Origin of the sequence: Burkholderia sp. WSM2232 (assembly GCF_000472545.1) — a bacterium.
Classification (GTDB): domain Bacteria; phylum Pseudomonadota; class Gammaproteobacteria; order Burkholderiales; family Burkholderiaceae; genus Paraburkholderia.
In genome coordinates this window covers 1-22,063 of the sequence record NZ_AWZV01000046.1, presented here as the reverse complement: position 1 = coordinate 22,063, position 22,063 = coordinate 1, and the positions used below count along the sequence as shown (strand labels likewise).

The 22,063-nt window shown below is 63.3% G+C and carries 16 protein-coding genes and 1 pseudogene; 7 read left to right on the top strand and 10 right to left on the bottom strand.

Annotated elements, in window-relative coordinates:
• On the bottom strand, positions 1 to 200 hold a 200-nt coding region (locus tag F757_RS35520), incomplete at its 3' end, for a LysR substrate-binding domain-containing protein (protein WP_332258142.1).
• Between the two features lie 147 nt (positions 201 to 347).
• Between F757_RS35520 and F757_RS0128600 the strand changes: the two genes are divergently transcribed.
• Positions 348 to 2,600, top strand: a complete 2,253-nt coding sequence (locus F757_RS0128600) for a TonB-dependent receptor (protein WP_051376886.1) — start codon at positions 348 to 350, stop codon at positions 2,598 to 2,600.
• 652 nt (positions 2,601 to 3,252) lie between these two features.
• On the opposite strand, the gene F757_RS0128590 is transcribed toward F757_RS0128600, so the two are convergent.
• Both F757_RS0128590 and F757_RS0128585 read right to left on the bottom strand, forming a co-directional pair.
• On the bottom strand, positions 3,253 to 4,743 hold the full coding sequence (locus F757_RS0128590) for an MmgE/PrpD family protein (protein WP_027214363.1): 1,491 nt from the start codon (positions 4,741 to 4,743) through the stop codon (positions 3,253 to 3,255).
• Between the two features lie 122 nt (positions 4,744 to 4,865).
• Entirely contained in the window at positions 4,866 to 6,359 is a 1,494-nt protein-coding gene (locus F757_RS0128585; protein ID WP_027214362.1) for an MmgE/PrpD family protein, read from the bottom strand.
• 157 nt (positions 6,360 to 6,516) lie between these two features.
• On the opposite strand from F757_RS0128585, the gene F757_RS0128580 reads away from it, so the two are divergent.
• Positions 6,517 to 7,242, top strand: coding sequence for a GntR family transcriptional regulator (locus F757_RS0128580; RefSeq protein ID WP_027214361.1), 726 nt, complete (start codon positions 6,517 to 6,519; stop codon positions 7,240 to 7,242).
• Between the two features lie 201 nt (positions 7,243 to 7,443).
• A pseudogene (locus F757_RS35515) lies at positions 7,444 to 7,640 on the top strand (IS3 family transposase); the annotation flags it as partial.
• 253 nt (positions 7,641 to 7,893) lie between these two features.
• On the opposite strand, the gene F757_RS0128575 reads toward F757_RS35515, so the two are convergent.
• Entirely contained in the window at positions 7,894 to 9,012 is a 1,119-nt protein-coding gene (locus F757_RS0128575; protein ID WP_027214360.1) for an NADH:flavin oxidoreductase/NADH oxidase, read from the bottom strand.
• 14 nt (positions 9,013 to 9,026) lie between these two features.
• Positions 9,027 to 9,533 (bottom strand): lactoylglutathione lyase family protein, encoded by a 507-nt coding sequence (locus F757_RS0128570; RefSeq protein WP_027214359.1) that lies wholly within the window; start codon positions 9,531 to 9,533, stop codon positions 9,027 to 9,029.
• 209 nt (positions 9,534 to 9,742) lie between these two features.
• Between F757_RS0128570 and F757_RS36715 the strand changes: the two genes are divergently transcribed.
• The 3 genes from F757_RS36715 to F757_RS0128560 all read left to right on the top strand — a co-directional run bounded on the left by F757_RS36715 (position 9,743) and on the right by F757_RS0128560 (position 11,650).
• Complete coding sequence (locus tag F757_RS36715) at positions 9,743 to 10,162, top strand: LysR family transcriptional regulator (protein ID WP_232221474.1); 420 nt, start codon at positions 9,743 to 9,745, stop codon at positions 10,160 to 10,162.
• Positions 10,101 to 10,685: a substrate-binding domain-containing protein gene (locus tag F757_RS36710; RefSeq protein ID WP_232221473.1), complete on the top strand. Its 585-nt coding sequence runs from the start codon at positions 10,101 to 10,103 to the stop codon at positions 10,683 to 10,685. Before F757_RS36715 ends, F757_RS36710 begins: the two co-directional genes overlap by 62 nt.
• A 305-nt stretch (positions 10,686 to 10,990) precedes the next feature.
• Positions 10,991 to 11,650, top strand: coding sequence for a DUF2867 domain-containing protein (locus F757_RS0128560; RefSeq protein ID WP_232221472.1), 660 nt, complete (start codon positions 10,991 to 10,993; stop codon positions 11,648 to 11,650).
• A gap of 435 nt (positions 11,651 to 12,085) precedes the next feature.
• Here the strand turns inward: F757_RS0128560 and F757_RS0128555 are convergent, their stop codons facing one another.
• The 3 genes from F757_RS0128555 to F757_RS0128545 all read right to left on the bottom strand — a co-directional run bounded on the left by F757_RS0128555 (position 12,086) and on the right by F757_RS0128545 (position 17,991).
• On the bottom strand, positions 12,086 to 13,021 hold the full coding sequence (locus tag F757_RS0128555; protein WP_027214357.1) for an ornithine cyclodeaminase family protein: 936 nt from the start codon (positions 13,019 to 13,021) through the stop codon (positions 12,086 to 12,088).
• A gap of 70 nt (positions 13,022 to 13,091) precedes the next feature.
• The gene (locus F757_RS0128550; protein ID WP_027214356.1) at positions 13,092 to 14,540 is read right to left on the bottom strand and encodes a short-chain fatty acid transporter; all 1,449 of its coding nucleotides are present in this window, start codon (positions 14,538 to 14,540) and stop codon (positions 13,092 to 13,094) included.
• A 49-nt stretch (positions 14,541 to 14,589) separates the two neighbouring features.
• Positions 14,590 to 17,991 (bottom strand): molybdopterin-dependent oxidoreductase, encoded by a 3,402-nt coding sequence (locus F757_RS0128545; protein ID WP_027214355.1) that lies wholly within the window; start codon positions 17,989 to 17,991, stop codon positions 14,590 to 14,592.
• Between the two features lie 120 nt (positions 17,992 to 18,111).
• On the opposite strand from F757_RS0128545, the gene F757_RS34255 reads away from it, so the two are divergent.
• Complete coding sequence (locus tag F757_RS34255; RefSeq protein WP_035467564.1) at positions 18,112 to 19,086, top strand: LysR family transcriptional regulator; 975 nt, start codon at positions 18,112 to 18,114, stop codon at positions 19,084 to 19,086.
• Positions 19,087 to 19,391: 305 nt separating this feature from the next.
• Here the strand turns inward: F757_RS34255 and F757_RS36935 are convergent, their stop codons facing one another.
• Positions 19,392 to 20,147, bottom strand: a complete 756-nt coding sequence (locus F757_RS36935) for a hypothetical protein (RefSeq protein WP_027214354.1) — start codon at positions 20,145 to 20,147, stop codon at positions 19,392 to 19,394.
• Complete coding sequence (locus tag F757_RS36930; RefSeq protein WP_332258141.1) at positions 20,141 to 21,223, bottom strand: two-partner secretion domain-containing protein; 1,083 nt, start codon at positions 21,221 to 21,223, stop codon at positions 20,141 to 20,143. Before F757_RS36930 ends, F757_RS36935 begins: the two co-directional genes overlap by 7 nt.
• Positions 21,224 to 22,063 lie beyond the last annotated feature (840 nt).

Genomic DNA, 22,063 nt, shown 5'->3' with positions numbered 1-22,063 from the left:
ACGAAGACCCTGTCGATCACGCTACGCGCATCGAAGCTCTGCGGAAATGAAATAAAGCGTTCGCCTCGCAGATCGGCGGGACCCAGCGAACTCTTGCGCGCGAGCCGATGCCCGCGTGGAACTATGCACTTCATCCACGCATTCGGCAGCCGCTCGCTTTTTACAGCGGACGAGACCTCTCTGTAATAAGTCCTGGAAATTCGCTAAATATTTAATGCGAATCGTTCGCATTAAGCTATAATCCGCCGCGACCTACACCTGCGGCCCGACGTTTTTGCATACGTGTACGTCGGCGGCCGCTATATAAAGGCCAGCTTCTTCGCAGAAGCTGGCCGAAGACCACGGCTATGAATCATCAGAAAAACACACGCGTCACTGCAGCGTCTTCGGCACATACTTTGGTGCTTTCTTCCAAAAGCTTCCGCGCGCTGACTATCGCTTCGGCGGTGACGGCGCTGTTCGTCGCGGCGGCGCCGGCGTTCGCGCAATCGACGGACAGCACCGACCTCGGAACCAGCACAAGCACTACCGCGAAGCCGGACAGCACGCTGCCGGTGATCAAGATTCAGGCGGCGCCCGCGGCGCTGCCCGGCGATCTGGCGCCGACCTACTCCGGGGGGCAGGTGGCGAAGGGCGCGTCGATAGGCGTGCTCGGCAAGCAGAAGATGCTCGACGTGCCGTTCTCGGTGACGAGCTACACCGCGAAACTGATTCAGGACCAGCAGGCGCAAACGCTCGCCGACGTGGTCGCCAATGACCCGGCCGTGCGCACCGCGTTCGGCTACGGCAACTTCTCCGAGACGTACATTATCCGTGGCTTCCAAGTGTATTCGGATGACGTGGGCTTGAACGGCTTCTTCGGCCTCACGCCGCGTCAGATGGTCGATACCGGCGCCATCGAGCGCGTCGACATCTTCAAGGGCGCCAGCGCGTTCGTGAACGGCGCGGCACCCGGCGCGTCGGGCGTGGGCGGCACGATCAACGTGCAGACCAAGGTTGCCGACGACAGACCGCTCACGCAGGTGACCGTCGAAGGCAGCGCGTCCGGGGAACTAGGCACGCACGTGGACGTGGGCCGCCGCTTCGGCGACAACGACCAGTTCGGCATTCGCGTGAACCAGACCGTGGTGGGCGGTAGCACGGCGATCCAGAACGGGGCCAACCACACGCAGCAGACCGCGATCTCGCTCGACTATCGCGGCAGCAAGTTCCGTCTGTACGGCGACTTCCTCTATCAGAAGAACAACGTCACGGGCGGTCGTCCGGGCGTATTCGTGGTGGGCGACGACATGCCTTCTACGCCGTCGGCAAGCTACAACTACGGGCAGCCGTGGACCTATTCGAAGACCGAAGACACGGTCGGCATGCTGCGCGGCGAATACGACATCACGCCAAACTGGACCGCCTACGCGGGCATAGGTTCCCGGCATACAACCGAACTCGGCCAGTACGAGACGCCCACCTACGATGCGGGCGCGACGACCGCATACCGGATGAACACCCTGTTCAAGGAAAACGCGATTTCGGCGCAAGTGGGCGTGCGCGGGACGTTCAATCTCGGCCCGGTTTCGAACCAGGTCAATGCGGGCTGGCAGCTCGAACGCATTGCGGAGTATGGTGCTTATAACTGGAGCTACGGCGTGCCGTGGTCGACGAGCCTGTACAACACGGCGACGGTTGCGATCCCCGGCACGACGTATGCCGCTGGCGACTTCTCAGATCCGGGCCTGACGACCTCGATCCTGATGCGCAGCTTCGTCGTGTCGGACACCCTCGGTTTCTTCCAGAACCGCCTGCTGTTCACGGTTGGCGCGCGTCATCAGGACATGCTGCAAAACGGCTACGGGTACGGCACGGAAGTGCAGAACTCGGCCTACAACGAATCGGCGACCACGCCGATCTTCGGCGTCGTCTACAAGCTGCAGCCGAATCTGTCGATCTACGCGAACCGCGCTGAAAGTTTAATTGCAGGCAGCACAGCGCCGGCCGGCACGGCCAACGTCGGCGAGGCTACCTCGCCGTTCCGCGCGAAGCAGTACGAAGCGGGCGTCAAGTACGACGCGAACCACTACGGCGCCGCATTGGCGGTTTATCAGATCAAGAACCAGGTCGCCTACACCAACGCCGCGACGAACATCTATGCGGCGGCGGGCTTCCAGCAACACCGCGGTATCGAGTTCTCGATGTACGGCGAGCCGTTGAAGGGCGTGCGTCTGATTGGCGGGGTGTCGTACATCAATGCGAAGTTGCTCGACACGTCCGACAGCACCGAAGGCAATCGCCCGATTGGCGTGCCGGCGTGGACCGTCAACGCGAACATCGAATACGACCTGCCGCAACTGAACGGCCTCACGCTGATGGGCCGCGCGGTCTGGACCAGTCCGCAGTTCCTGAACACGGCGAACACGCAGGAAATTCCGTCGTGGACGCGCTTCGATGTGGGCGCGCGCTACAAGACGCAGCTTTACAAGCACGACACGACTTTCAAGGTGATGGTGACGAACCTCGCGAACCGCTCGTACTGGTCGTCGGCGCTCGGCGGCTATCTGACGCAAGCGCAGCCTCGTACGGCGTGGTTTTCCGTGACGACAGACTTCTGATCGACAACCTGTGTGCGACGGGGCGTGCGTACGCCCGTCGCCGCGCGCGAATGGTGACATTGAACGGGCCGCCAGCACACCGGGTGGCAAACGTTTCTTCGCTACTTCGGGGGCGATGGAGCGCGACGTTGAGTTCGCGGCAAGAATCGGCTCGGCTCATAGCGAGCCCGACGTCTTACGCTGTGCCATCGGAAGAGTCCGGACGCAATTCGGCCTCAATTTCATCGATAGTTGGCAGACCCTTCTTGAGTGACGCGGGCGCCTGGCGCAACAACACCGACAGACTGGCTCTCGGGCGGTCCAGCTTGCGCAGAGTGCGGCTGTTCTTGGCGGCAAGACGCCAGCCGTTGCCACAGACCTGATCAACTCCCTCGCCAGCAAATTGGTCTTGACCGAGCGAAACTAATTCATCTCTATCCGAACGCTCGAGGCCCGAACGATCCAGTTGATCGCGCCGCCTGGCGAGGACGCATACCCAGATTACCGGCGGAGATTTTTTCGATCCGATCTCGCAAAAGCGCCTGTAGCGCGCGCCGACGTCGAAGCGGGACCACGAGCCGACCGACAGCCGGTTGCGCTGACCAATTCGCGATGCGGGCCGCCCCCGGCTACGGTCTCTTCTGGAAGGGGCGCCCGCGCCCGCCTTTGCCGCTCACTGCGGCAACGCGGCCAGGGCGATATCGCCCGCGCTTGCCAGTTGTTCGACCTGCCAGCACTTGTCCATCAATGCGCGGGTTCGCTGCGGGGAAAGGATTCCCTCCGCGAGATCGGCAAATTTCTTCTCGAGTTGCTGATCGGACATCGGCACCTGCGTGCTGCCTATCGCGTGTTCAATGAATTTGTGAAGCTTGCGCCCGTCCTTCAACGTGATCGTCATGTCGACCTGCTCCGGCTTGATCGCCGGGTCGATCATCGCATTCACCTTCTCACGTAACGCCACGGTGGCCGGATCGCGCACCTTGGCATCGCTGAACTGCTTTTCTCCAGCCGCCCCGTCGATCACCGCGATTGCCACAGCGTGATAAATGCTGAACTTTCCCTCAAGACCGATCTGCGGCGTCTTCTTGCCGGTCAGTTCGATGACGAGCGGATGCACGCGCAGATCGACGCGGTCGATCTGATCGGGCTTCAGGTTGTACTGGTTGCGGAGCTGGATTGCCGCATCGATCGAAGGATGAATCACGATGCCGCAAGCGAACGGCTTGTAGGTGTTGAGCGTCGACTCGTAATGCGAGCCGAGGCCTTGGGTAATCTCCCGGTAGTCCTGCTTGGTGCTGATGGTGTTCGCCCAGCCGCGCTTCGCTTCGATCATGCCATCCGAACTTGTATAGTCACGACCCGCCAGAAGCGCCGCGAAAATACCATTTGCGGCTGCGCGTCCGGGATTGAAACTCTTGTTCATCGAGCCGAACGATTCCCGCAAGCCGACCGGCTGCGACGCGGCGAGTCCCAACGCCCACACCATCTGCTGCGTGCTCAAGCCCATCAGCTTGCCGGTGGCTGCCGCCGAGCCGAAGACGCCACAGGTGCCCGTGATGTGCCAGCCCACATCGTAATGGTTCGGATATACCGCGTTGCCGATCCGCAATTCGGTTTCGACGCCCAGCACAAGTGCGTTGAGGAAGTCTTTGCCCGATACGGAGTGGTATTGCGCATACGCGAGAATTGCGGAGACGACAGGCCCGGCGGGATGAATGATCGTCTTCAGGTGCGTATCGTCGTAGTCAAAAATATGACTGCTGACACCGTTGATGAAGGCCCCGTTCATGATGTCGAAGCGCTCGGAGCGGCCGAGCACATTCGCCTGTGGCGGCCCCGAGAACGGCATGAGCGCGGCAACGGCGCGGTTCACCGTCTCGTCGTGGGAGCCGCCGACCGCCGCGCCGACCCAGTTCATCAGCGTGCGCACGCCTTCCTTGCGCGCCGGTGCGGGCAAGTCTTCGTAGCCAGTCTTGACGATGAACTCCGCGAGAATGCGCGTCACTTTCGGCGGACGCACGGAGGGGGCGCCCGTGGTGTCGGAAGCCGAGGCCGCCGTCGACCTCCCCGACGATTGCGCGAACGCAGCGGTAGAAGCCGTAGCGGAGGCCAAAGCGCCCATGGCGCCGGTCTTCAGAAAGTTACGCCGATCTAAAAACGACATGGTGTTGATTCCTTCGGTTGGGTCTTTGGTTCGTCGGAAGCTCGGCGATGTGGCTCGTCGCAACCAAGCCGCGCGCATAAGCCACAGTAGCAGCGGCAAGCAGCGTGGCACGAGCACGCTCGTCACGCCGTAATTAGCGTCCTGAGTTCGCGAACGTCCTTGAGCGTTTCCAGGCGGTTGATCGCCTCGATCAGCCTTGATGTTTTCGCCGTCCCGAGAATCGGCGACATCAGATCGCGGGCTTTTGCGTTGACGGCATCGGTGGACAGCGGGTTTTCTTTCGTGCCCGGGGGAAAGCGCGTGTAGTGCTCCACGGTGCGGCCGCCCGTCAACGTGACTTGCACTCTCGCGCCGCGCGGCGCTGCCGGATCTCGCAACGATTCGTCGGCTTGTACAGTGACCTTGGCGCGTTGCGCGACGATCGCTGGATCGTGCATCAATGCGACGTCATGACTGTCGCGAAACGACACAGCGCCTTTGACAAGCGCGAGCGCCACCAGATGCGGACAATTCACGTCGGGCATCGCGCTTTCGCCGACGATCCCCTCGGCGTCAGGTGGAATCCTCACGGCAATCGCGCGCACGTTCTCCGGCGTCAGCCCGTACTGCTTGCGCAGGCTGAGCAGCGCGTCGAGCGGGGACTGGATCGGATAGCCGACCGAAAATGTCTTGATGGCCGTCTCGGTCACGTAAAAGCGGCTGCCGAGACCGTCGAGCATCGCCTGCGGTTGCGGCTTCATCGACAGCGCGATGAAAAGGTTGTGCTTGCCGTCGAGCACGTCGAACACGCCCGTCATGCCGGAAAGCACCATCTCCACTGCTTCGACGCCGTTGCGTGCGCCCATGCCGGCGAAGTCGAAAGCCTTCTCGATGTGATCCTCGTCTTTGACCCAGCTCCACAGTCCCGACACCTGTTGCGCGGAATACGAGAGCGCGTAGCGCATATGGGTTTCGTCGAGCCTTGCGAGCGATGCCGCAGCGCCGAGCGCACCGAACGTGGACGACGTTCCCTCCGCGCTGCGATGCGAACCGCGCACGAGGTCGGGACCGAGTGCCATCAACAGACGGCACGCGAGGTCATAGCCAAGCGCGACAGCACGTAGCATCGCCTCGCCGCTTTGCCCTGCATACTCGCCGACGGCCAGCGCGGACGGCACGACCGAACTGCCGGGATGCGCTTTGGTGACGGGCTCGAAATCGTCGGTTTCGTCCGAGTGCGCACACATTGCGTTGGCAAACGCGGCGTTGACTGTCGTCGTGCGGAAGCTGGAACCGATCACCGACGCCTGCGGCTCGCCGCCTAGACCGCGCACATATTTCGACGCCATCATGCCGGGGCGCATCCGCGAACCGGACACCATCGCGCCGAACGTATCGAGAATGCGGTGCTTGCACGCGAGCATTGCCGCGTCGGGCAAGGGCGCGTCGCGCGCCGCTACCATGTAGCTCGCAAGCTGGCCCGTTAAGTCGGCGCCGCTCGGGCTGCCGGACGCTTCCTCGTTCACGCCGATCGCGGCGCGCAGCGGTCCAAACGACAGCGCTGCAAGCGCGCCCGCCGCTCCTAGCAGACGACGCCGTTGGAACCGACGGTATGCCGGCTTGAGATCTGGAACCATATGCGTGGCGTCTCCATAGCTTCTTGTAAGATCGTGTCGCGTCCGCCATAGTGTCGACACTTTACTCAGTCTAAACAAGTCGGAGTTACGATGGCAAGCAAAACCAGTGCGAGAATATTGAAACGTTTGGAAGGCTTTTGGGCAGAAAGGAGTTTGGATGAATCAAAATGTCGACAGAAGCGTACTCGAGGATGATGGCGAATCGTCGTCGGTAAGAGAGATCGTCGACTGGGTGTCGCGCGGCATCATCGAAGGTCGCCTGTTGCCGGGCGACGATCTGAACTCCGTCGATCTGGCCAAGCGGTTCGATGTGAGCCGCACGCCCGTGCGCGAAGCGCTCTTCGTGCTGAGCCGCGAGGGGCTGGTGGACTGGTCGCCACGCCGGCGACCGCGAGTCTCGGCGGTCCAACTGAAGGAAGTCCGCGAGATCTACCATCTGCGTGCGACTCTGTACGCCGAAGTGTCGACTGGGATCGCCGCTCGCGCGAGCGACGCCGACATTGAATCGCTATGGGCCGCCCATCGGCGTCTCGCCGACGTTGCGGCGAAGGGGGACGTGGACGGATACTTCTGGGCCAATGTGGCCTTTCGCGATGAAGAGTTGCGGGTGTGCGGCAACGGTATCTTCAAGGAGGTGCTGGATTCCATGCGGATGCGGATAAACCGGCTGCGTCGCTTGAGTACGTCATTGCCCGGACGTTTGCATCGCTCGTGCACGGATCATCAGCGTCTATGCGAGGCTTACGCCGAACGGGATGGTGTGCTGGCTGCGGCGCTGAACCGATCGATCGTCCTGAGCGCGCTTCAGGCGATCGAGCTCGCCTGGGATCGCGCGCCGACGGACGTGGACGTGCGGGCGAGGAACCGCAAGCGCAGCCGCTAGGAGTATCTTTGGAATGAGCCGCGCTCGCGCTTTGCTCTGCAGCTGCGCGAGTGTCGGCGCCCTCGCCGACCGCAAGCCCCGAACAGCCGGTGTTGTTGAGGATGACGCACGCCTGGGGGTGGGGACAAAATCTTGGACTACCTGGAGGTAGTCCGTGTACTCATACGAAGAGCGCATTCGAGCAGTTCAGCTGTATCTGAATTCGCGGCCTGTGAGGGCTTCTTCGGCCCGCTCAAAACGGAACTGTTCTATCCTCGAGACTGGAGGGCTACGACGGTTGATGACTTCATTGAAGTCCTTGACTCGTATATCCCTGGTACAACGCAACCCGGATCGAGGTCTCACTCGGCTCCCTGAGTCCACTCGAATACCGGGAAAGTCTTGGAATCGTGGCATAACGAGTCCAAGTTTTTAGCCGCACCCCCAAACGAGGAGACTGTACGTCCGTCAGTTACTCATACAGGTGCTCGGGCCGTCCTTGGTCACTGCCATTGTGAACCGGAAATGGCCGGGGGGCTGTCCTAGCTAGCGGGAGCAGACTTGAATACGATCACCAAGCTTGCCCCTGGCCGTTTGCCTATCGCATGGCTGCATGCGCCCTGGCCCGCAAGGCCGCCGGTTCAGCGGCCGTGCGACGGACGCGCGCACAGCTTATTCGACGGGGTCCCCGTTTTGCGGACCCGGATAGCGCGAGAGCCAATACGCGTATTGCTCGGGCAGCAGCGCCGACGCCTTGCTCTGATTCAGTTCGCGCGCCGCACGAAACGGATAGTGCGGATCGGCAAGATGCGCGCGCCCCATCATCGCCAGGTCGAGCTGCTGTTCGAGGACAGCTTGCTGCGCCTGCTGCGGATCGTCCATGCCCCAGGCGGTTGCGACGGGAATTGCAGCCTCGCGCCGCACGCGTGCGGCAATGGGCGCCATGAAGCCGGCTGCCCAGGGCACGTTCGCGTTCAGAGTCGAAAAGCCAATGCTAACGTTCAAAAGGTCGAGGCCGCCCTGTTTCATGCGCGTGACCAGTTCCATGGACTCGGCCAGCGTTTGCTCGTCCCGTCCGTCAAATTCCAGCACACCGAAGCGCGCAGTGAGCGGCAGACGTTCGGGCCACACGGCACGCACCGCGTCCAGTGTCTCAAGCAGGAAACGGCCGCGGCCTCGCGCGTCGCCGCCGTACGCGTCGGTACGGTGATTCGCATGCACAGAGAAGAAGCTCTGCGCCAGATAGCCATGCGCGAAATGCAGTTCCAGCCACTCGAAGCCCGCATCGCGCGCGCGGATCGCGGCCGCCACGAAATCGGCTTGAACACGGTTGATGTCGTCGAGCGACATTTCCGTCGGCACCTTGTCGAGCTTGCCGCCGAATGCAATTGCCGAAGGCGAGATGGTTTGCCAGCCGTACGGATCTTCGGCACGAATGTGATCGTCACCGTCCCACGGACGGTTCGCGCTGCCTTTGCGCCCCGCATGGCCGATCTGGATGCCGGGCACCGCGCCGGCATTTTTTATCGATGCGGCAATGCGCGCCATGCCTTCGGCCTGCGTGTCATTCCATAAACCGGTGCAGGCGGGCGTGATGCGCCCCTCCGACGAGACGGCGGTCGCCTCCACGATCACAAGTCCCGCGCCGCCACGCGCAATGCCTGCATAGTGCACGTCGTGCCAGTCGCCGGTGACGCCGTCGATGGCGCTGTATTGACACATCGGCGGCACGGCCACGCGATTGCGCAGCCTGACGTCCTTCAATTGATAACTGTTAAAAAGCGCTGACATATGTTCCTCGTTGCTCACGGCTTGCCGTATGCGCCGGCCGAATAGGTCAGCTCGTAACTATGGCTGTAGATCTCGACGATATTGCCAAACGGGTCTTCCATGTAGACCATGCGATACGGCTTCTCGCCCGGAAAGTACTCACGCACGGGCATGCGCTGCTTGCCGCCCGCGGCGACGATCCTGGCGACGAGTCCTTCGAGGTCTGGGTCCTGCACGCAGAAGTGAAAGACGCCGGTTTTCCAGTACTCAAAGTTATTCTCGCGCTTTTGGGCGTTCGCAAACTGGAATATTTCGACGCCGATGCGGTCACCCGTCGACAGATGCGCGATGCGAAACGATCCCCAGGCGCTCCCGAAAACGTCGGTACACATCACGCCGATAGCGCTGTCGTCTTCTTTGATCGTCGTGGGTGGCATGATCAGATACCAGCCCATCACGTCGGTATAGAACTTGACCGCCGCATCGAGATCGGTGACCGAAAGCCCGATGTGTGAGAACGAACGTGGATAAGGTGCGGGCATTGACGTGTTCCTCGAATGAGTGAGCGGATCAGCTTAGTGGCCTTGCCCGCCCACAGGAACCAGGTGCAGCTAATGCGTCCAATAAAAGCTGCTTATGCCCGCCCTCTACTCGAATCGCCCGGCATGCCTTTTCCGTAAAAGAACAGTCGATACCAGAGCCGTTAGAATGGCCGCCAACCGCAAGCTCCCCCGCTCACTGAACGCCTCCTATGCTCAATCCACAGTGGCTGCAAACCTTTGTCGCGCTCACCGAACTCGGCAACTTCACCCGCGCGGCCGAGCGGCAGCAGATCACGCAAGCGGCAGTCAGCCAGCACTTACGGCAACTCGAGGACCGCCTTGGATTGCTCGTTATTCGCCGTACACGCGGAATCGAGCTGACGCCCGCTGGAGAGGCGCTGCTTGAATACTGCAAGGAACTGGAAGTGGCAGACAAGAAGCTGCGACTGCGGCTTACCGACGACACAGAAGCAGGCGGCGAGATTAGCCTGATCACACCGGGCAGCATCGGGCTCGCCCTCTTTCCACTGCTCCTCGACCTGCAAAAAGCAGCATCCGGACTGGACGATGCGCCACCGTTTCGCACCGGACCCGGAAGTCATCGGCGCCGTTCTGGCCAATCAATATGAACTGGGCATTGTGACCTTGCAGCCGGATGACCCGCGCCTGTCCGCGACGCGCTTCACCGAGGAACCGCTCGAACTGGTCGTGCCCGCGGGTCGGCAGGCTCGCGAGTGGGGCGACCTAGAGCGCCTGGGATTCATCGACCATCCCGACGGCCCGGCGATGGCAAACCGTTTGCTGAGCCGCCGCTTTCCGCGTAATCCGGGCGTTCAGAGCCTGCCGCGCAGCGGCTTTACGAATCAGGTCGGATTGATTCTGGAGTTCGTTGCACGCGGGATCGGGTTCACTGTCATTCCGCGTTATGCGCGTACTGCCTACCCGCATCCGCACACGATCAGCGTGGCGGAATGGGGCCCGCCGGTCATTGACACGCTCTGGCTGATTCATCGCTCCGAGTGGCCGTTGCCCGCGCGCTGCCAACACGCGGCCGCCTATTTGCGCGGGCGTCTCGCGCAGAACGATCTGAGCACACGACACGCTTCGCGGCTCAACGCGTCGACTCGAAAAAAGCGGACCTCAGAGGTCTGAAACGCCACATCAGCACATTGAGCGCAAGTGACGCGGGACACCGACGCAGGACGGTCGGCTTTTCGTCGCGCTGAGCAAGCCGCGAGTCGAACATGTACAGGCTTGTGTGCGAAGTGAAAAATTTACTTCGCTGCGCAACAAAGTAAAGGCGTCAACTCTGAGGCTCACGCCCTGCCCGAGCGTACATTGACCAATGACAAGACTACTTCTCTCTAAGGATGCGGCCGAACCAATGCGGCCTGCACCGACCGGTCCGTCATGCCCGCTGCGTATTCACGGTGGCGAGGCTGTGCCCCAAGGCGAGGATGGTTGAGCCTGAACCCGGCCTCGCGCATTCTCAAACGCAAACGAAAGCCCTGGTATATATTGCGCAGTTAGTGATCGGTCGATGGCGCGATCCTCTGCTCCGACCGAACGCACCACGCCCAGTGCCATTTTGGCGACCGGACATGCACACAGACCCGAAAATTGAACGGACCGGCTTGCCGCCGGCCTCACGACTCATGCCCTCCTACGGTCGAGCCGATTTTGCGGACGCATTTTCGGCCGATCTGCCGGAAGCTGCGTCCCACGACGCGGAGTTCATAGCCCGGCACATCTTCGACCATCAGCCGGAATGGATTGCGGCGCTGCTGAAATTGCGCGACCTGCTCGTACGACCGTTTGGTCTGAAACGCGCCGCGGATCTCTGGACCGCAGGCGGCGACAGGATAAACATATTCCGCGTATTCGGGCGATATCCGAACGAGATCGTGCTCGGCGAGGACGACACGCATTTGAATTTCCGCGTGTCAGTACTTTTGCAGCCGCCATCCGATGAACGCTCCGGCCGAGTGATCGTGACGACGCTCGTCTTCTATAACCGCCTTCTCGGCCGCGCTTATATTGCGTTGATCGCGCCATTCCATCGCATGGTCGTGCGAGGCTCTCTGCGTCAAGCCCAGAAGATTGGATGGCCCGCTTGAAAGGACACGGGCATCGATGCAACGGCGAAGCCTTGTCGCTTACTCCTGGTCGTCGGCTACCCAATGGCGGCCAGACCAGAATACAGCGCAACGAGCCCCGGAAGCGGCGCGCCGCCGGAGCGGAAATGTGTTGGAAACGACAGTAGTGCCCTGCTTCAAGTCCTTATTTGCAGGTTGCTCACCCCCGGCATGACGGACGGCATCACATAGCAAACCATCGCATGCGCGCTGTAGCACTTACTGCGGTGGGGGTCGCCCCATCTGAACGTAACGTTCGGCAATCCAGACACCTTCAGGCGCGATATCAAATGCGGAAACAGCGATATCTCGGCCCTTCGTCCGTCGCTTCGGGCGGCCCGCAGGTATTGCGAATCCGGAGTAGACTTCATGATGGCTGCGTACTCGCGGGAATCTCCTGCCACACTCTGCGTGGCTTCAGTGGGCGATTCGAGCATAAACCAGAGCAGCCGCGGCGAGATCTTCAAGGGCCGTGCCGACCGCCTTGAACACCGTGCGTTGGACGTCGTCGGCGCGGCCCGCCGCGTCGCCACGGCACAGGCGTTCGAGAGTCGGCCAGCCTTCGGGATCTTTAACGACCTTGCGCTGCAACGGTCCCAGCAGGTCGCCGGACTTCTGGAACGCTTCCGACGTATCGACAAACACGGTCGCGTTTGCGAAGCACGCATCGTCGGCCTCGCGCATCGTCGGCGTAAAGCTGCCGATCAGATCCAGATGCGAGCCCGCCGCGAGCCATTCGCCGCGCACCACGGGCTCGGTTGCAAGCGTCGCGCAGGTGACGACGTCCGCCACAGCGACGCTCGCCGGCAAATCGTCAACGACGCGCGCCGCGAAGCCGAGCTGCGCGAGCCGCCCAACCAGCGCCTCCGACGCGGCCCGGTTGGCGTCCCACACGTCGACCTGTTCGATCGGCAACACCGCGCGATAGGCCTCCGGCACCAGACTGCCGACCCGTCCCGCGCCGAGCAGCGTGAGCCGCGCGGCATCCTTGCGCGCGAGGTAGCTGGCCGCCAGCGCCGAGGCCGCGGCGGTGCGGCGCGACGTAATCTCGTTGCCGTCCAGTTGCGCGAGCGGTGCGCCGGTGCGCGCGTCGTACAGCACATAGGTGGAATGCAGGCCCGGCAGCCCGAGCGCCGCGTTGCCGGGGAACACGTTGACCGTCTTGATGCCCAGGTAGCCGCCGTCCTGCCATGCCGGCATGATCAGGACGGTGCCTTCGTCGCCTTGCGTCGCGATCTTGTGGTTGTGCCGCCGCGGTACGTGACAGCCTTCGATGAACATCGTTCGCAACGCATCGATCAGCGCGGGAAAGGGCAGCGCAGCGCGCGTCGTGGCGGAATCCAGCAGTTTCATGAATGATTCGTTCCTTGTGACTTGAGCGTTCACGCTATGTCGATGTCGAGGTGACGTTGACGGTGACGATTCAGGGCATGACCGGCGGGTGATACGTCAGCGTCGGGGCGAGCGCCCACAGCATCAGGATCACCAGCGGCACATGCACGACGAGCTGCGTGAAGGTAAAGCCGACCACGTCCTTCGCGCGCAGCCCGAGCACGCCGAGCAGCGGCAGCATCCAGAACGGGTTGATCAGGTTCGGCAACGCCTCGGCGGCGTTGTAGACGGTCACCGACCAGCCGAGATGCACCTGCAGGGCCTTCGCCGCTTCGATCACATACGGCGCTTCGATGATCCACTTGCCGCCGCCCGACGGCACGAAGAAACCCAGCACCGCGGAATAGGCACCCATCACGGCCGGAAACGAGGCCTGCGACGAAATCGCGACGAAGAAGTGCGCGAGATGCTCGGACAGCGGCAAGCCGCCGGGCGCGGCGGCCCTGGTCAGGATGAACGCAATGCCGCCGTACAGCGGGAACTGGATCAGCACGGCCGCGGTGGACGGCACCGCTTTGGCCACCGCATTCAGGAAGCGGCGCGGACGCCAGTTGAGCAGCATGCCGAGCAGGATGAACACGAAGTTGTACGTGTTCAGGTTCGAGATCGCCAGCAGTGGGTTCTTCGTGGTGAACTCGTGACCGATCCAGACGAGGCCGAGCAGCACGATCAGGATCGTCACGAGCGGACTGTATTCGAGCCATTCGCCGGGGCGCGCGGGCTTGTCCAGCGCAAGTTCGATGTCGTCGAGCGCAACGCCCAGATCCTGCGCGGTGCGCGCGCGCTCGCCGAGCGGCGCGGACAGTCCCGCGATTGCCACCGAGACGAGCGTCAGCGCCGCGACCATCAGCATCGATTGCGGCAGGAAGATCGTTTCGGAAAACGGAATCACGCCGGTGATCGCGACCAGCGTCTTCGGCAGGCTCTCGGCGTTGGCCTGCAACTGCGCGGCCGCGGAACTGAGACCGAGCGCCCACGTCGCGCCCATGCCCAGGTAGGCGGCGGCGCCCGCCGCGCGATAGTCGATGCGCAGATCGGTGCGGCGCGCGAGCGCGCGCGCCAGCAGGCCGCTGAACACCAGACTGATCGCCCAGTTGAACAGCGACGTGCCGATGCTCACGAAGGCGATGAACATCACTGCGCCGCGTGCCGTCTTCGGTAGCCGCGCGAGCCAGGCAATCGCTTTCGACGCGGGCGGCGAGACCGCGACCACATAGCCGGAAATCGCGACGACCGCCATCTGCATCGTGAACGGAATCAGGCTCCAGAAGCCGTCGCCGAACGCGATGCCGACGCGCTGCACCGGCGCGCCGACCGCCAGCGCTCCGAGCGCGACGACGACCACGGCGAGCGCCGCGAAAATGTACGCGTCGGGAAACCATTGTTGTGCCCAATGCGTGACGCGCGCGGCCATCCGCTCCATCCCGTTGCCCGCTTTCGTGTCGGGCGGTAGCGGTTCTGCCCGTGTGACCTGTTCCATGCTGTTACCTTTCTGGCTCGTTGACGTTGACGTCGGCTTGAAGATGTCGTCAGGCTTCGACGACGAGGTCCGACAGCGGAATCGCCTGGCACGCGAAGCACATGTCGGGTTCGTCGGGCGCATGTCCCGACAGATGATCGATGCTGCCTTGCGCGATGCGCACCGCGCAGCTCTCGCACTGGCCGACGCGGCAGCCGCTCGGCAGCGCGACGCCGTGACTCTCCGCGAACGACAGCAGCGTGCCCTGCCCGGGCGTCCACTGCGCGCGCTTGTCCGAGCGCGCGAAAGTAACCGTGAAGGATTGCGAGGCATCGCCGCGCGGCATCGATGGCGAACCGAACGCTTCCTTGAAGACGTCGAACGCGGGCACGCCGCGCGCGATCAGGCCTTCGGTGACGGACGTCATCATCGGCTCGGGGCCGCACAAGTAGAAACGCGCGCGCCTGCGGATCAGCTCGTCGCCGACGACGCTCGCATCGAGATAGCCGGCGCGCGCGTAGTCCACCCCGGCGACATCGACGCCCTCGCGCGGATGCGCATAGCAATCGAGCACGCGCAGCGTGGGCCAGCTCGCGCGCAAGCCGGCGATACGGTGCTTGAACGCATGCGTGGCGCCGTGCCGGTTCGCATGGAAGAGCCAGACCTCGGGGCGATCCGGCGCGGCGAACTCGCGCGCGAGCGACTCCAGATACGCGATGAACGGCGTAATGCCGATGCCGCCCGCGAACATCACAACGGGCAGGCGCGAGCGCATCGGCAGCACGAAGCTGCCCGACGGCGCGCGCAACAACACGACGTCGCCGAGCGCCAGTTCACGATGAATGTGCGCGGACATCGTGCCCTCTTCCTGGTGGCGCACCGCGATCGTGTAGGTGCGGCGATCGGCTTCGCGTGCGTGACCGATGAGCGAATACGCGCGCGTCGTGCCGCGCTCGCCGAGCGTCGGCACATGCACGCTGACGTGCTGGCCGGGCAGATAGTCGGGCAGCAGGCCGCCGTCGCGTGCGCTGAAGGTGACGCGGCACACGCCTTGCGCTTCGTCGGCGAGCGCGCTGACCACGAACTCGCGCGCGCCTTGCCATGCGCGGCGCGCGCGGTCGAACGACGGATCGGCTTGCAGGTCGCACGCGAGCGAGCGCATCGGCATTGAGCCGCTCAGCGGGTCGTAATCGCGGCCCGATACGAGCGCGCTGAAGTTGCTGTTGAGCGCCCCGCGCGTCGCGAAACCGGGCAGGCCGAGTTCGTCGCACGACTGCCACCAGCCGTATTCGGCGATCAGCACGTCGGCGGCGAGGGCCGGCTCGATGCGCGCGACGAAGCGTGCGGCGCCATGTACGGTGCGCACGATCACCCAGTCGTCGGCCGTGATGCCGTGGCGCGCTGCGAGCGCCGCGCCGATTTCCACGACCGGGTACGGCGCGCGCTTGCGCAGCCGGGTGACGCCGCGATGCTGGCTGTGGCAGTAGTAGCCGTTCTTGGTCGACGTGAGCACGTAGGGGAACGCGGGATCACGAGCGGCATCGTCGGCGAGCCCCGCGGGCGCGACATATTCCGGCACCGGCGGATAGCCGTGACGCAGCAGCTTCTCCGAGTACAACTCGACGCGCAGCGTCTCGGTGCGGAAGCCCCGTACGCCGTCGTCCGCCGGCAGCGCGTACTGTTTCTCGCGCTGTTCGAGCGGCAGCGAAATGCCTTCGGGATGCGCGCGCAGCGTGGCGACATCAATGCCGAGCGGCGCGAGCATGTGATTCCATCCCGCCTCGATACTGCCGCCGAAAAACGCGTCGCTCATGCCCAGGCGCGTAGCCAGCGCCGCGACGATGTCGTAATCGGCACGGCTTTCGCCGCGTGGGCTCACTATCCGCTGGCGCAGTTGCACGCGTTCCACCGCGCGCTCGTCGATTTCGAAGCCGATCCGCAAACCTTCGCGTTCCCACGGCGTATTGACCGGCAGGAAAATGTCCGCGTAGCGCGAGGACGGGGTTTCGTAGAGGTCGCAATGCACATGGAATTCGAGCTGGCTCAGCGCCGCGTGCCCGGCTTGGGGGTCGGGCTGAGAGACAAGCGGATTGGTGCCGAATGCGAACAGCGCGCGCACCTTGTACGGCTCGCCGTCGAGCATCGCCCGGTACATGTCGCGCGCCGTGATCCAGCCTTGCGCGGGCGGGCCGAGCGGACGTTCGGCGAGTCCGAGCGCTTTCGCACGCTGCTGCGGCGCGAGCAGCGCATAGGTGCTGAGCGCGTTGGCCGGCTGCTTGACGAACTCGCGGTTGGAGCCGCGCGTGTCGAACGCGCCTGTCAGCGCGTAGAGCGTGGCGATCGCGCGCTCGGTCTGGGTCGCGTTGCTGTGCTGGCCGACGCCCGACCACGCGTGATAAGCGATCCGTTGGCCCGGTGTGAGCAGTTCGGCGGCGCGTTCGAGCGCTTCGGGCGGCACGCCGGTCATTCTTTCCACGTGCGCTGGCGTGAACTCCGCGAGCGCGCGCCGGTAGCACCCGAACGCCGGCTCACATCCGAGTGATCCGACAGTGAAGCCGCCGTCCAGCGCGAAATCGGCGGGCGAGATGGCGGCTTCGTCGCCGAGAATCTCGGCGCGGTTACGAACGACGTTCCAGATCACGTAGCGATTCGACGGTGCCTGCGCGATCAGGTCGCGTTCGCGCACGAAGTGGCCGTTGTCGCGGCGCACCAGCAGCGGCGCATTGGTCCAGGTGCGCACAAACGCATCGTCGTAAGTGCGCGTTTCGATCATCCGGCGCGCGATGCCCATCGCCAGCGCGGCGTCACTGCCCGGCCGCACGCGCAGCCACAGGTCCGCTTCGCGGGCGAGCGCGGTCGGACGCGGGTCGGCGACGATCAGCCGGGCGCCGCGGCGGCGCGCGTGGGCGATCGCATCGGCCTGCGCGAGCCATGTGTTGGCGGGATTGGTGCCCCACAGCAGGATCACGTCTGCGTGACGGTAATCGGCGCTCGGCATGCCGCAGCCGAACGTGAACTCATGCGCGACGTCCTTATGCCAGTTGCAAATTTCGGTCGCGTAGCAGATGTTCGGGCTGCCGTACAACCAGACGAAGCGCTCGACCCAGTCGATGCTGTCGCTCATTGGCGTGCCGCTCGGTGTGGTCACGGCGAACGCGACACTTTCCGCGCCGTGTTCGCGCCGCAGCGCGTCGAGGCGCGCGGCGATTTCATCGAGCGCCTCGTCCCACCCTATGCGCTGCCAGCCCGGATCGTCGGCGCCCTTCGGCGCGGTGCGCCGCATCGGATAGAGCACGCGATGCGGGCTCGCCACCAGCTCCGGCGCGGACTTGCCCTTCAGACACATCGCATGACCGGTTGGATGCTCGCGGTCCGGGCGCACTTCGACCAGCTGATCGCCGCGCACCACGTTGATCGTGCCGCAGCGCGAACGGCAAAGCGTGCAATAACCTCGTTTTTCCTGCGCTTCCATTGCGGCTCCGGGTGTCATAGGGCGATCCTACGAGGCGCCAGAGTCCGTCAATTTCATATTTTTGATGCGGCAATATAGAGTCTTTCAATACCTCGACCCTTTGCGTTCGCGAGTCCGACCATGCCGCGCCCCATTACGCTGCGCCAGATTGATTACTTCCTCTCGGTTGCCGATACCGGCCAGATCTCGCATGCGTCGAACCTGTGCAACGTCTCGCAGTCGTCGATGACGATCGCGTTGCAAAACCTGGAGGACGCGGTCGGTGTGCCGCTGCTGTCGCGCCACGCAAAGGGCGTGCGCCTCACCGGGGCAGGCACGCGTTTTCTGCGCCACGTGCAGCAGGCGCGGCAGTCCGTGGAGGAGGCGGTGGCGGCCGCACAGGATGAACCGGCGCGACTCACGGGGCTGGTCCGCATCGGCATGACCGAGACCATTTCGGCCTATCTGCTGCCTTCGGTAATGGCCACCGTGGGGCGGCGTTTTCGCAGTCTGCGGGTCGAAGTGATTGAACGCGACCGCGAGGCGATCGAGCGCCTGCTGCTCGGCGGCGAACTCGATGCGGCGCTGCTGCTGGTCTCGAACACGGCGCTGCCCGCCGACCTGAATAGTGAGGTGCTGATCCGGTCGCCGCGTCGCTTGTGGACGCCGCCCGATCATCCGTTGCTGGACGCGCAGCGTGTCACGCTGGAAGACGTCGCGCGCGAGAAGTTCCTGCTGCTCGACATGGACGAGCACGTGCAGACGGTGCAGCGTTACTGGACCGTCTACGGGATCGCGCCGCGCGTGCGCCTGCAGAGCAAGTCGATCGAAGCGGTGCGCAGCCTGGTCGCGTTCGGCGAGGGCGTGACAATCCTGTCGGATCTGGTCTATCGGCCGTGGTCGCTGGAAGGCAACCGCATCAGCCGACGTGATCTGAGCGTGGCCGTGCCGACCATGGACGTGGGCGCGGTGTGGGCGCGTCACTCGCCGATGAGCCGGCAAGTCGAAGCGCTGCTGGATCTGTTCAGGTCGGGGACGCGCTCGGGGTATGAGTGCCGGCAGGCAGCGACGCCCGCCGAGGCGCGGCGGCGTAAGCCGACGTTCGCGAGTGAGTGAATTCAGAACGCCTGCAAGCGCTGTCCAGCAAGGAAATGCACTTACGGACTAGCTAGTTGCCATCGGAGAACTGGATGGCTTGCGCCGTTTGGCATTGCCCACGTGCCGTTTTGACTGAAGTCGTATGAAGCGAACGATGAGGCCATACTCATCTGCGCGGTGGTGAGGCCGTTGGTGGCCGGTAGTCCCAGTCCCGACAGAACAGCCACTGGCGCGAGCGTCGTCTCTGTATTCGAGTAAACGTCGGTTGCGATCGGGACGGAGGAGCGCCGATCTTCTGGATCACAGGTCCGACCGCGAACGACTCACTTATAGTCCCCGAATTGCTTTGTACCAGGCCGGCCCTGCGCATCTGTTGCCTCCAGGGCAGGTTCCAATGTACCGGACGCTACCGGTTGCATACGATTGCGCGATTGAACCTCCGTTGCTACCGACAAGACCTCCACCGCCACCGCTGTAGGGTCCGGCGGTGACGTTACCGCTGGTATAAGACTGCACGATACGACCCGTCCCAAGTTGTCGCCCACCAGTCCACCGAGAGTGTATTGTGCGGCAACACTGACGCTGCTGGACGACCGCTCGATCAGGCCATAGTTGCATCTGACCAGACCACCGGAATACGTGACATTGTTGAAACCAGTGATCAAGTTGATCGACCCGGCGGTGCTGTCAGACAATACTGTTTCATAATTGACGCCGGCCAAGACGCCATAGGAGGCGAACTGGCTAAGAGAAGTACTCTCTGTTGTGCTTCCGGCAAGGTTCAGGTTACGGACAATCCGTCCTGAGCCGATAACACGGAACATGCCATGTGCAGCCCTCACAGAGCCGTGTTCTCCGTGGTCCCCGGTGACCGCCCCGAGCGTAAGATTGGAGATCGTGTGACCCGCCCCATCGAACTGGCCAGTGAACGGCGGATTTATCGGCCCGATAGGCATGAATCTCCTCGCGCCGGCATCAATGTCCCTCCCCAGCGCATAGTTGCCGTCGAGGTCACTCACGACGCTTGCCAGATCGGACAGCGAACTAATGAGCTTGTAGCTTGTGATTTGGGTCAGCAATCCACTGAATTCGGCGGCCGACCAAGCCGCGTTGGACCGCTGCGCGCCCGCAGCGGATGTGCCGTCCATGTCGTACAAAACGGTGACTGTCCCTGTGCTGGGTGACCAGTCGAGCGTGCCATCGTTTGCGACGCTGCCGCCGTTAGCGACGCCTGATGCGTCGGCCCGCAAGCGCAGCTGCCCGTGCCAGCGTTGGCCATGGTCGTACCTGCGTCGACGGAGACGTGACGGTATGCGGCAAGCGTCAGAAAAGCAGAGCCGGACCGGCGCAGGCTTGACGCCACGCCCAGGTCGCCGGTTGCACCGTTCGCACCGGTCGTGGTGACATCGATCGAGGTGCCCGCGTTCAGCGCTGCGGCGCAACACACGCGCGGCGGTTTCATCGATTGTGAAGGCGGCCGTCGAGAGGTTCCATTGACCTGCACAACCACCGCGTGTGAGCCGAATGCCAGTTGCGCCGCTTGCGTATTGACGGTGCCGCCACTGCCGTTCGCGTTGCTCGCAGCAATCGGACCGAGCTGCTCCACCCGGCCGCTCTCGGCGACAAGCCAGACGTGGCCATCGCGGCTGGCGGTATCGGTTGCACGGATATGCGTGCCACCGCCCGCCAGTGCATAGACGTTCCCATCGGCGGCCTGCAGGCTGACCTGCGCGGGCGCGATCTGCCCTCGGTTGACGGCAGTGCCCTGACTGCCGATCTGGACGAATATCTGCCTGCTGCTGTCCGAGTCATGCAACAGGACCTTTTCGCCGGCGGCCAGTTCCGCCGTACCGTTCGGCGCTGCGACGGTACCAGCGTTGATGACGGCGCGTCGCGCAATCAGGAAGACGTCGTTGCTGTTCGAGCTGATCCTGCCTAGATTGATCACGCTAGCGTTCGAGTCGCCCGACAGCGTGACTGCGTCACCGGCCTGCATGAACGCGCAGTTGCAGACGTCTAGCGTTGACGCGAGGAAACGGCCACCTGTGCTGATCACGCCCGATGGCCCCACGACGATGCCTTGCGGGTGGATCACATACAGGCTACCCGTTGCAGTGAGCTTGCCGAAGATGGCAGACGGTGAACCACCGGTCACCCGGTTTAGCGTCGCGCCAGAGCCGTTGTCGAAAGGTGACGGTATTGTGCCTGCCGATTGAAAAACTGTTCCAGTCGATTACGCCGCGCGTCGAACCCGGGCGCGTGATCACGAGGCCGTTGCCCTGGTTTGCTATCGCGCCGGAGCCGGCTACATACGTGCCACCTTGCGGCAGCGAGCCTGCTGCGAGCGTCGCATGTGTCAACAACATCGCGCTGAGCGAAATGTCGATGTCGAGCCAGAGGGCTGCGTTTGACCGTAGACGACGCAGTGCGCGTCGCGCAGGCCGAGCTAGTCATGGACTTGTCATACATTCCTCGTTCCGCACGGACGCGGAACGGTTGCCAACGACCCGCAGAGCCTACCGGAAGCGCGTTAGTCGCAACGTCTGAAGAATTGACATTCGGGTCGCCAATGCATGCCGATATCTCTGCGTTTTCCGCCTCATAATCGATATGAACCGCAGGATCGCCCCGCCACGCTGGTCGGCACCTTGACCGGTACGGCGTTGACAACGCGAAAGCTGGCGGTGGCCGATGGCCGCCGCGATACGCCGGTAAGCTAAGCCATCAAGGGCGGTAACGAGCGGTGCGGTATGGTCGATGTGGTGCACGCATTTGCGTTGCGCAAAGACCCCTTTGTCTTTCGAAACGCGCTGCTCGCGCAGAACGGCTGCCGCGACCCGCAGAACCGACCGGGAGCGCGTTGGTCGCAGCGTCTGAAGAATAGCCGTTGAAGTCGCTGATGCTTGCCGATATCTCTGCCTTTTCCGCCTAGTTATCTGGTTGAACGGCAGTTGAAACCCCGGCAATCTGTCGGCAATCCGACCGGTAATGCGTC

Coding starts and splice junctions, on each gene's coding strand:
- F757_RS0128600 (WP_051376886.1), top strand. CDS start 348: ATGAATCATCAGAAAAACACACGCGTCACTGCAGCGTCTTCGGCACAT.
- F757_RS0128590 (WP_027214363.1), bottom strand. CDS start 4,743: ATGTCGTTTTTAGATCGGCGTAACTTTCTGAAGACCGGCGCCATGGGC.
- F757_RS0128585 (WP_027214362.1), bottom strand. CDS start 6,359: ATGGTTCCAGATCTCAAGCCGGCATACCGTCGGTTCCAACGGCGTCGT.
- F757_RS0128580 (WP_027214361.1), top strand. CDS start 6,517: ATGAATCAAAATGTCGACAGAAGCGTACTCGAGGATGATGGCGAATCG.
- F757_RS0128575 (WP_027214360.1), bottom strand. CDS start 9,012: ATGTCAGCGCTTTTTAACAGTTATCAATTGAAGGACGTCAGGCTGCGC.
- F757_RS0128570 (WP_027214359.1), bottom strand. CDS start 9,533: ATGCCCGCACCTTATCCACGTTCGTTCTCACACATCGGGCTTTCGGTC.
- F757_RS36715 (WP_232221474.1), top strand. CDS start 9,743: ATGCTCAATCCACAGTGGCTGCAAACCTTTGTCGCGCTCACCGAACTC.
- F757_RS36710 (WP_232221473.1), top strand. CDS start 10,101: ATGCGCCACCGTTTCGCACCGGACCCGGAAGTCATCGGCGCCGTTCTG.
- F757_RS0128560 (WP_232221472.1), top strand. CDS start 10,991: ATGGTTGAGCCTGAACCCGGCCTCGCGCATTCTCAAACGCAAACGAAA.
- F757_RS0128555 (WP_027214357.1), bottom strand. CDS start 13,021: ATGAAACTGCTGGATTCCGCCACGACGCGCGCTGCGCTGCCCTTTCCC.
- F757_RS0128550 (WP_027214356.1), bottom strand. CDS start 14,540: ATGGAACAGGTCACACGGGCAGAACCGCTACCGCCCGACACGAAAGCG.
- F757_RS0128545 (WP_027214355.1), bottom strand. CDS start 17,991: ATGGAAGCGCAGGAAAAACGAGGTTATTGCACGCTTTGCCGTTCGCGC.
- F757_RS34255 (WP_035467564.1), top strand. CDS start 18,112: ATGCCGCGCCCCATTACGCTGCGCCAGATTGATTACTTCCTCTCGGTT.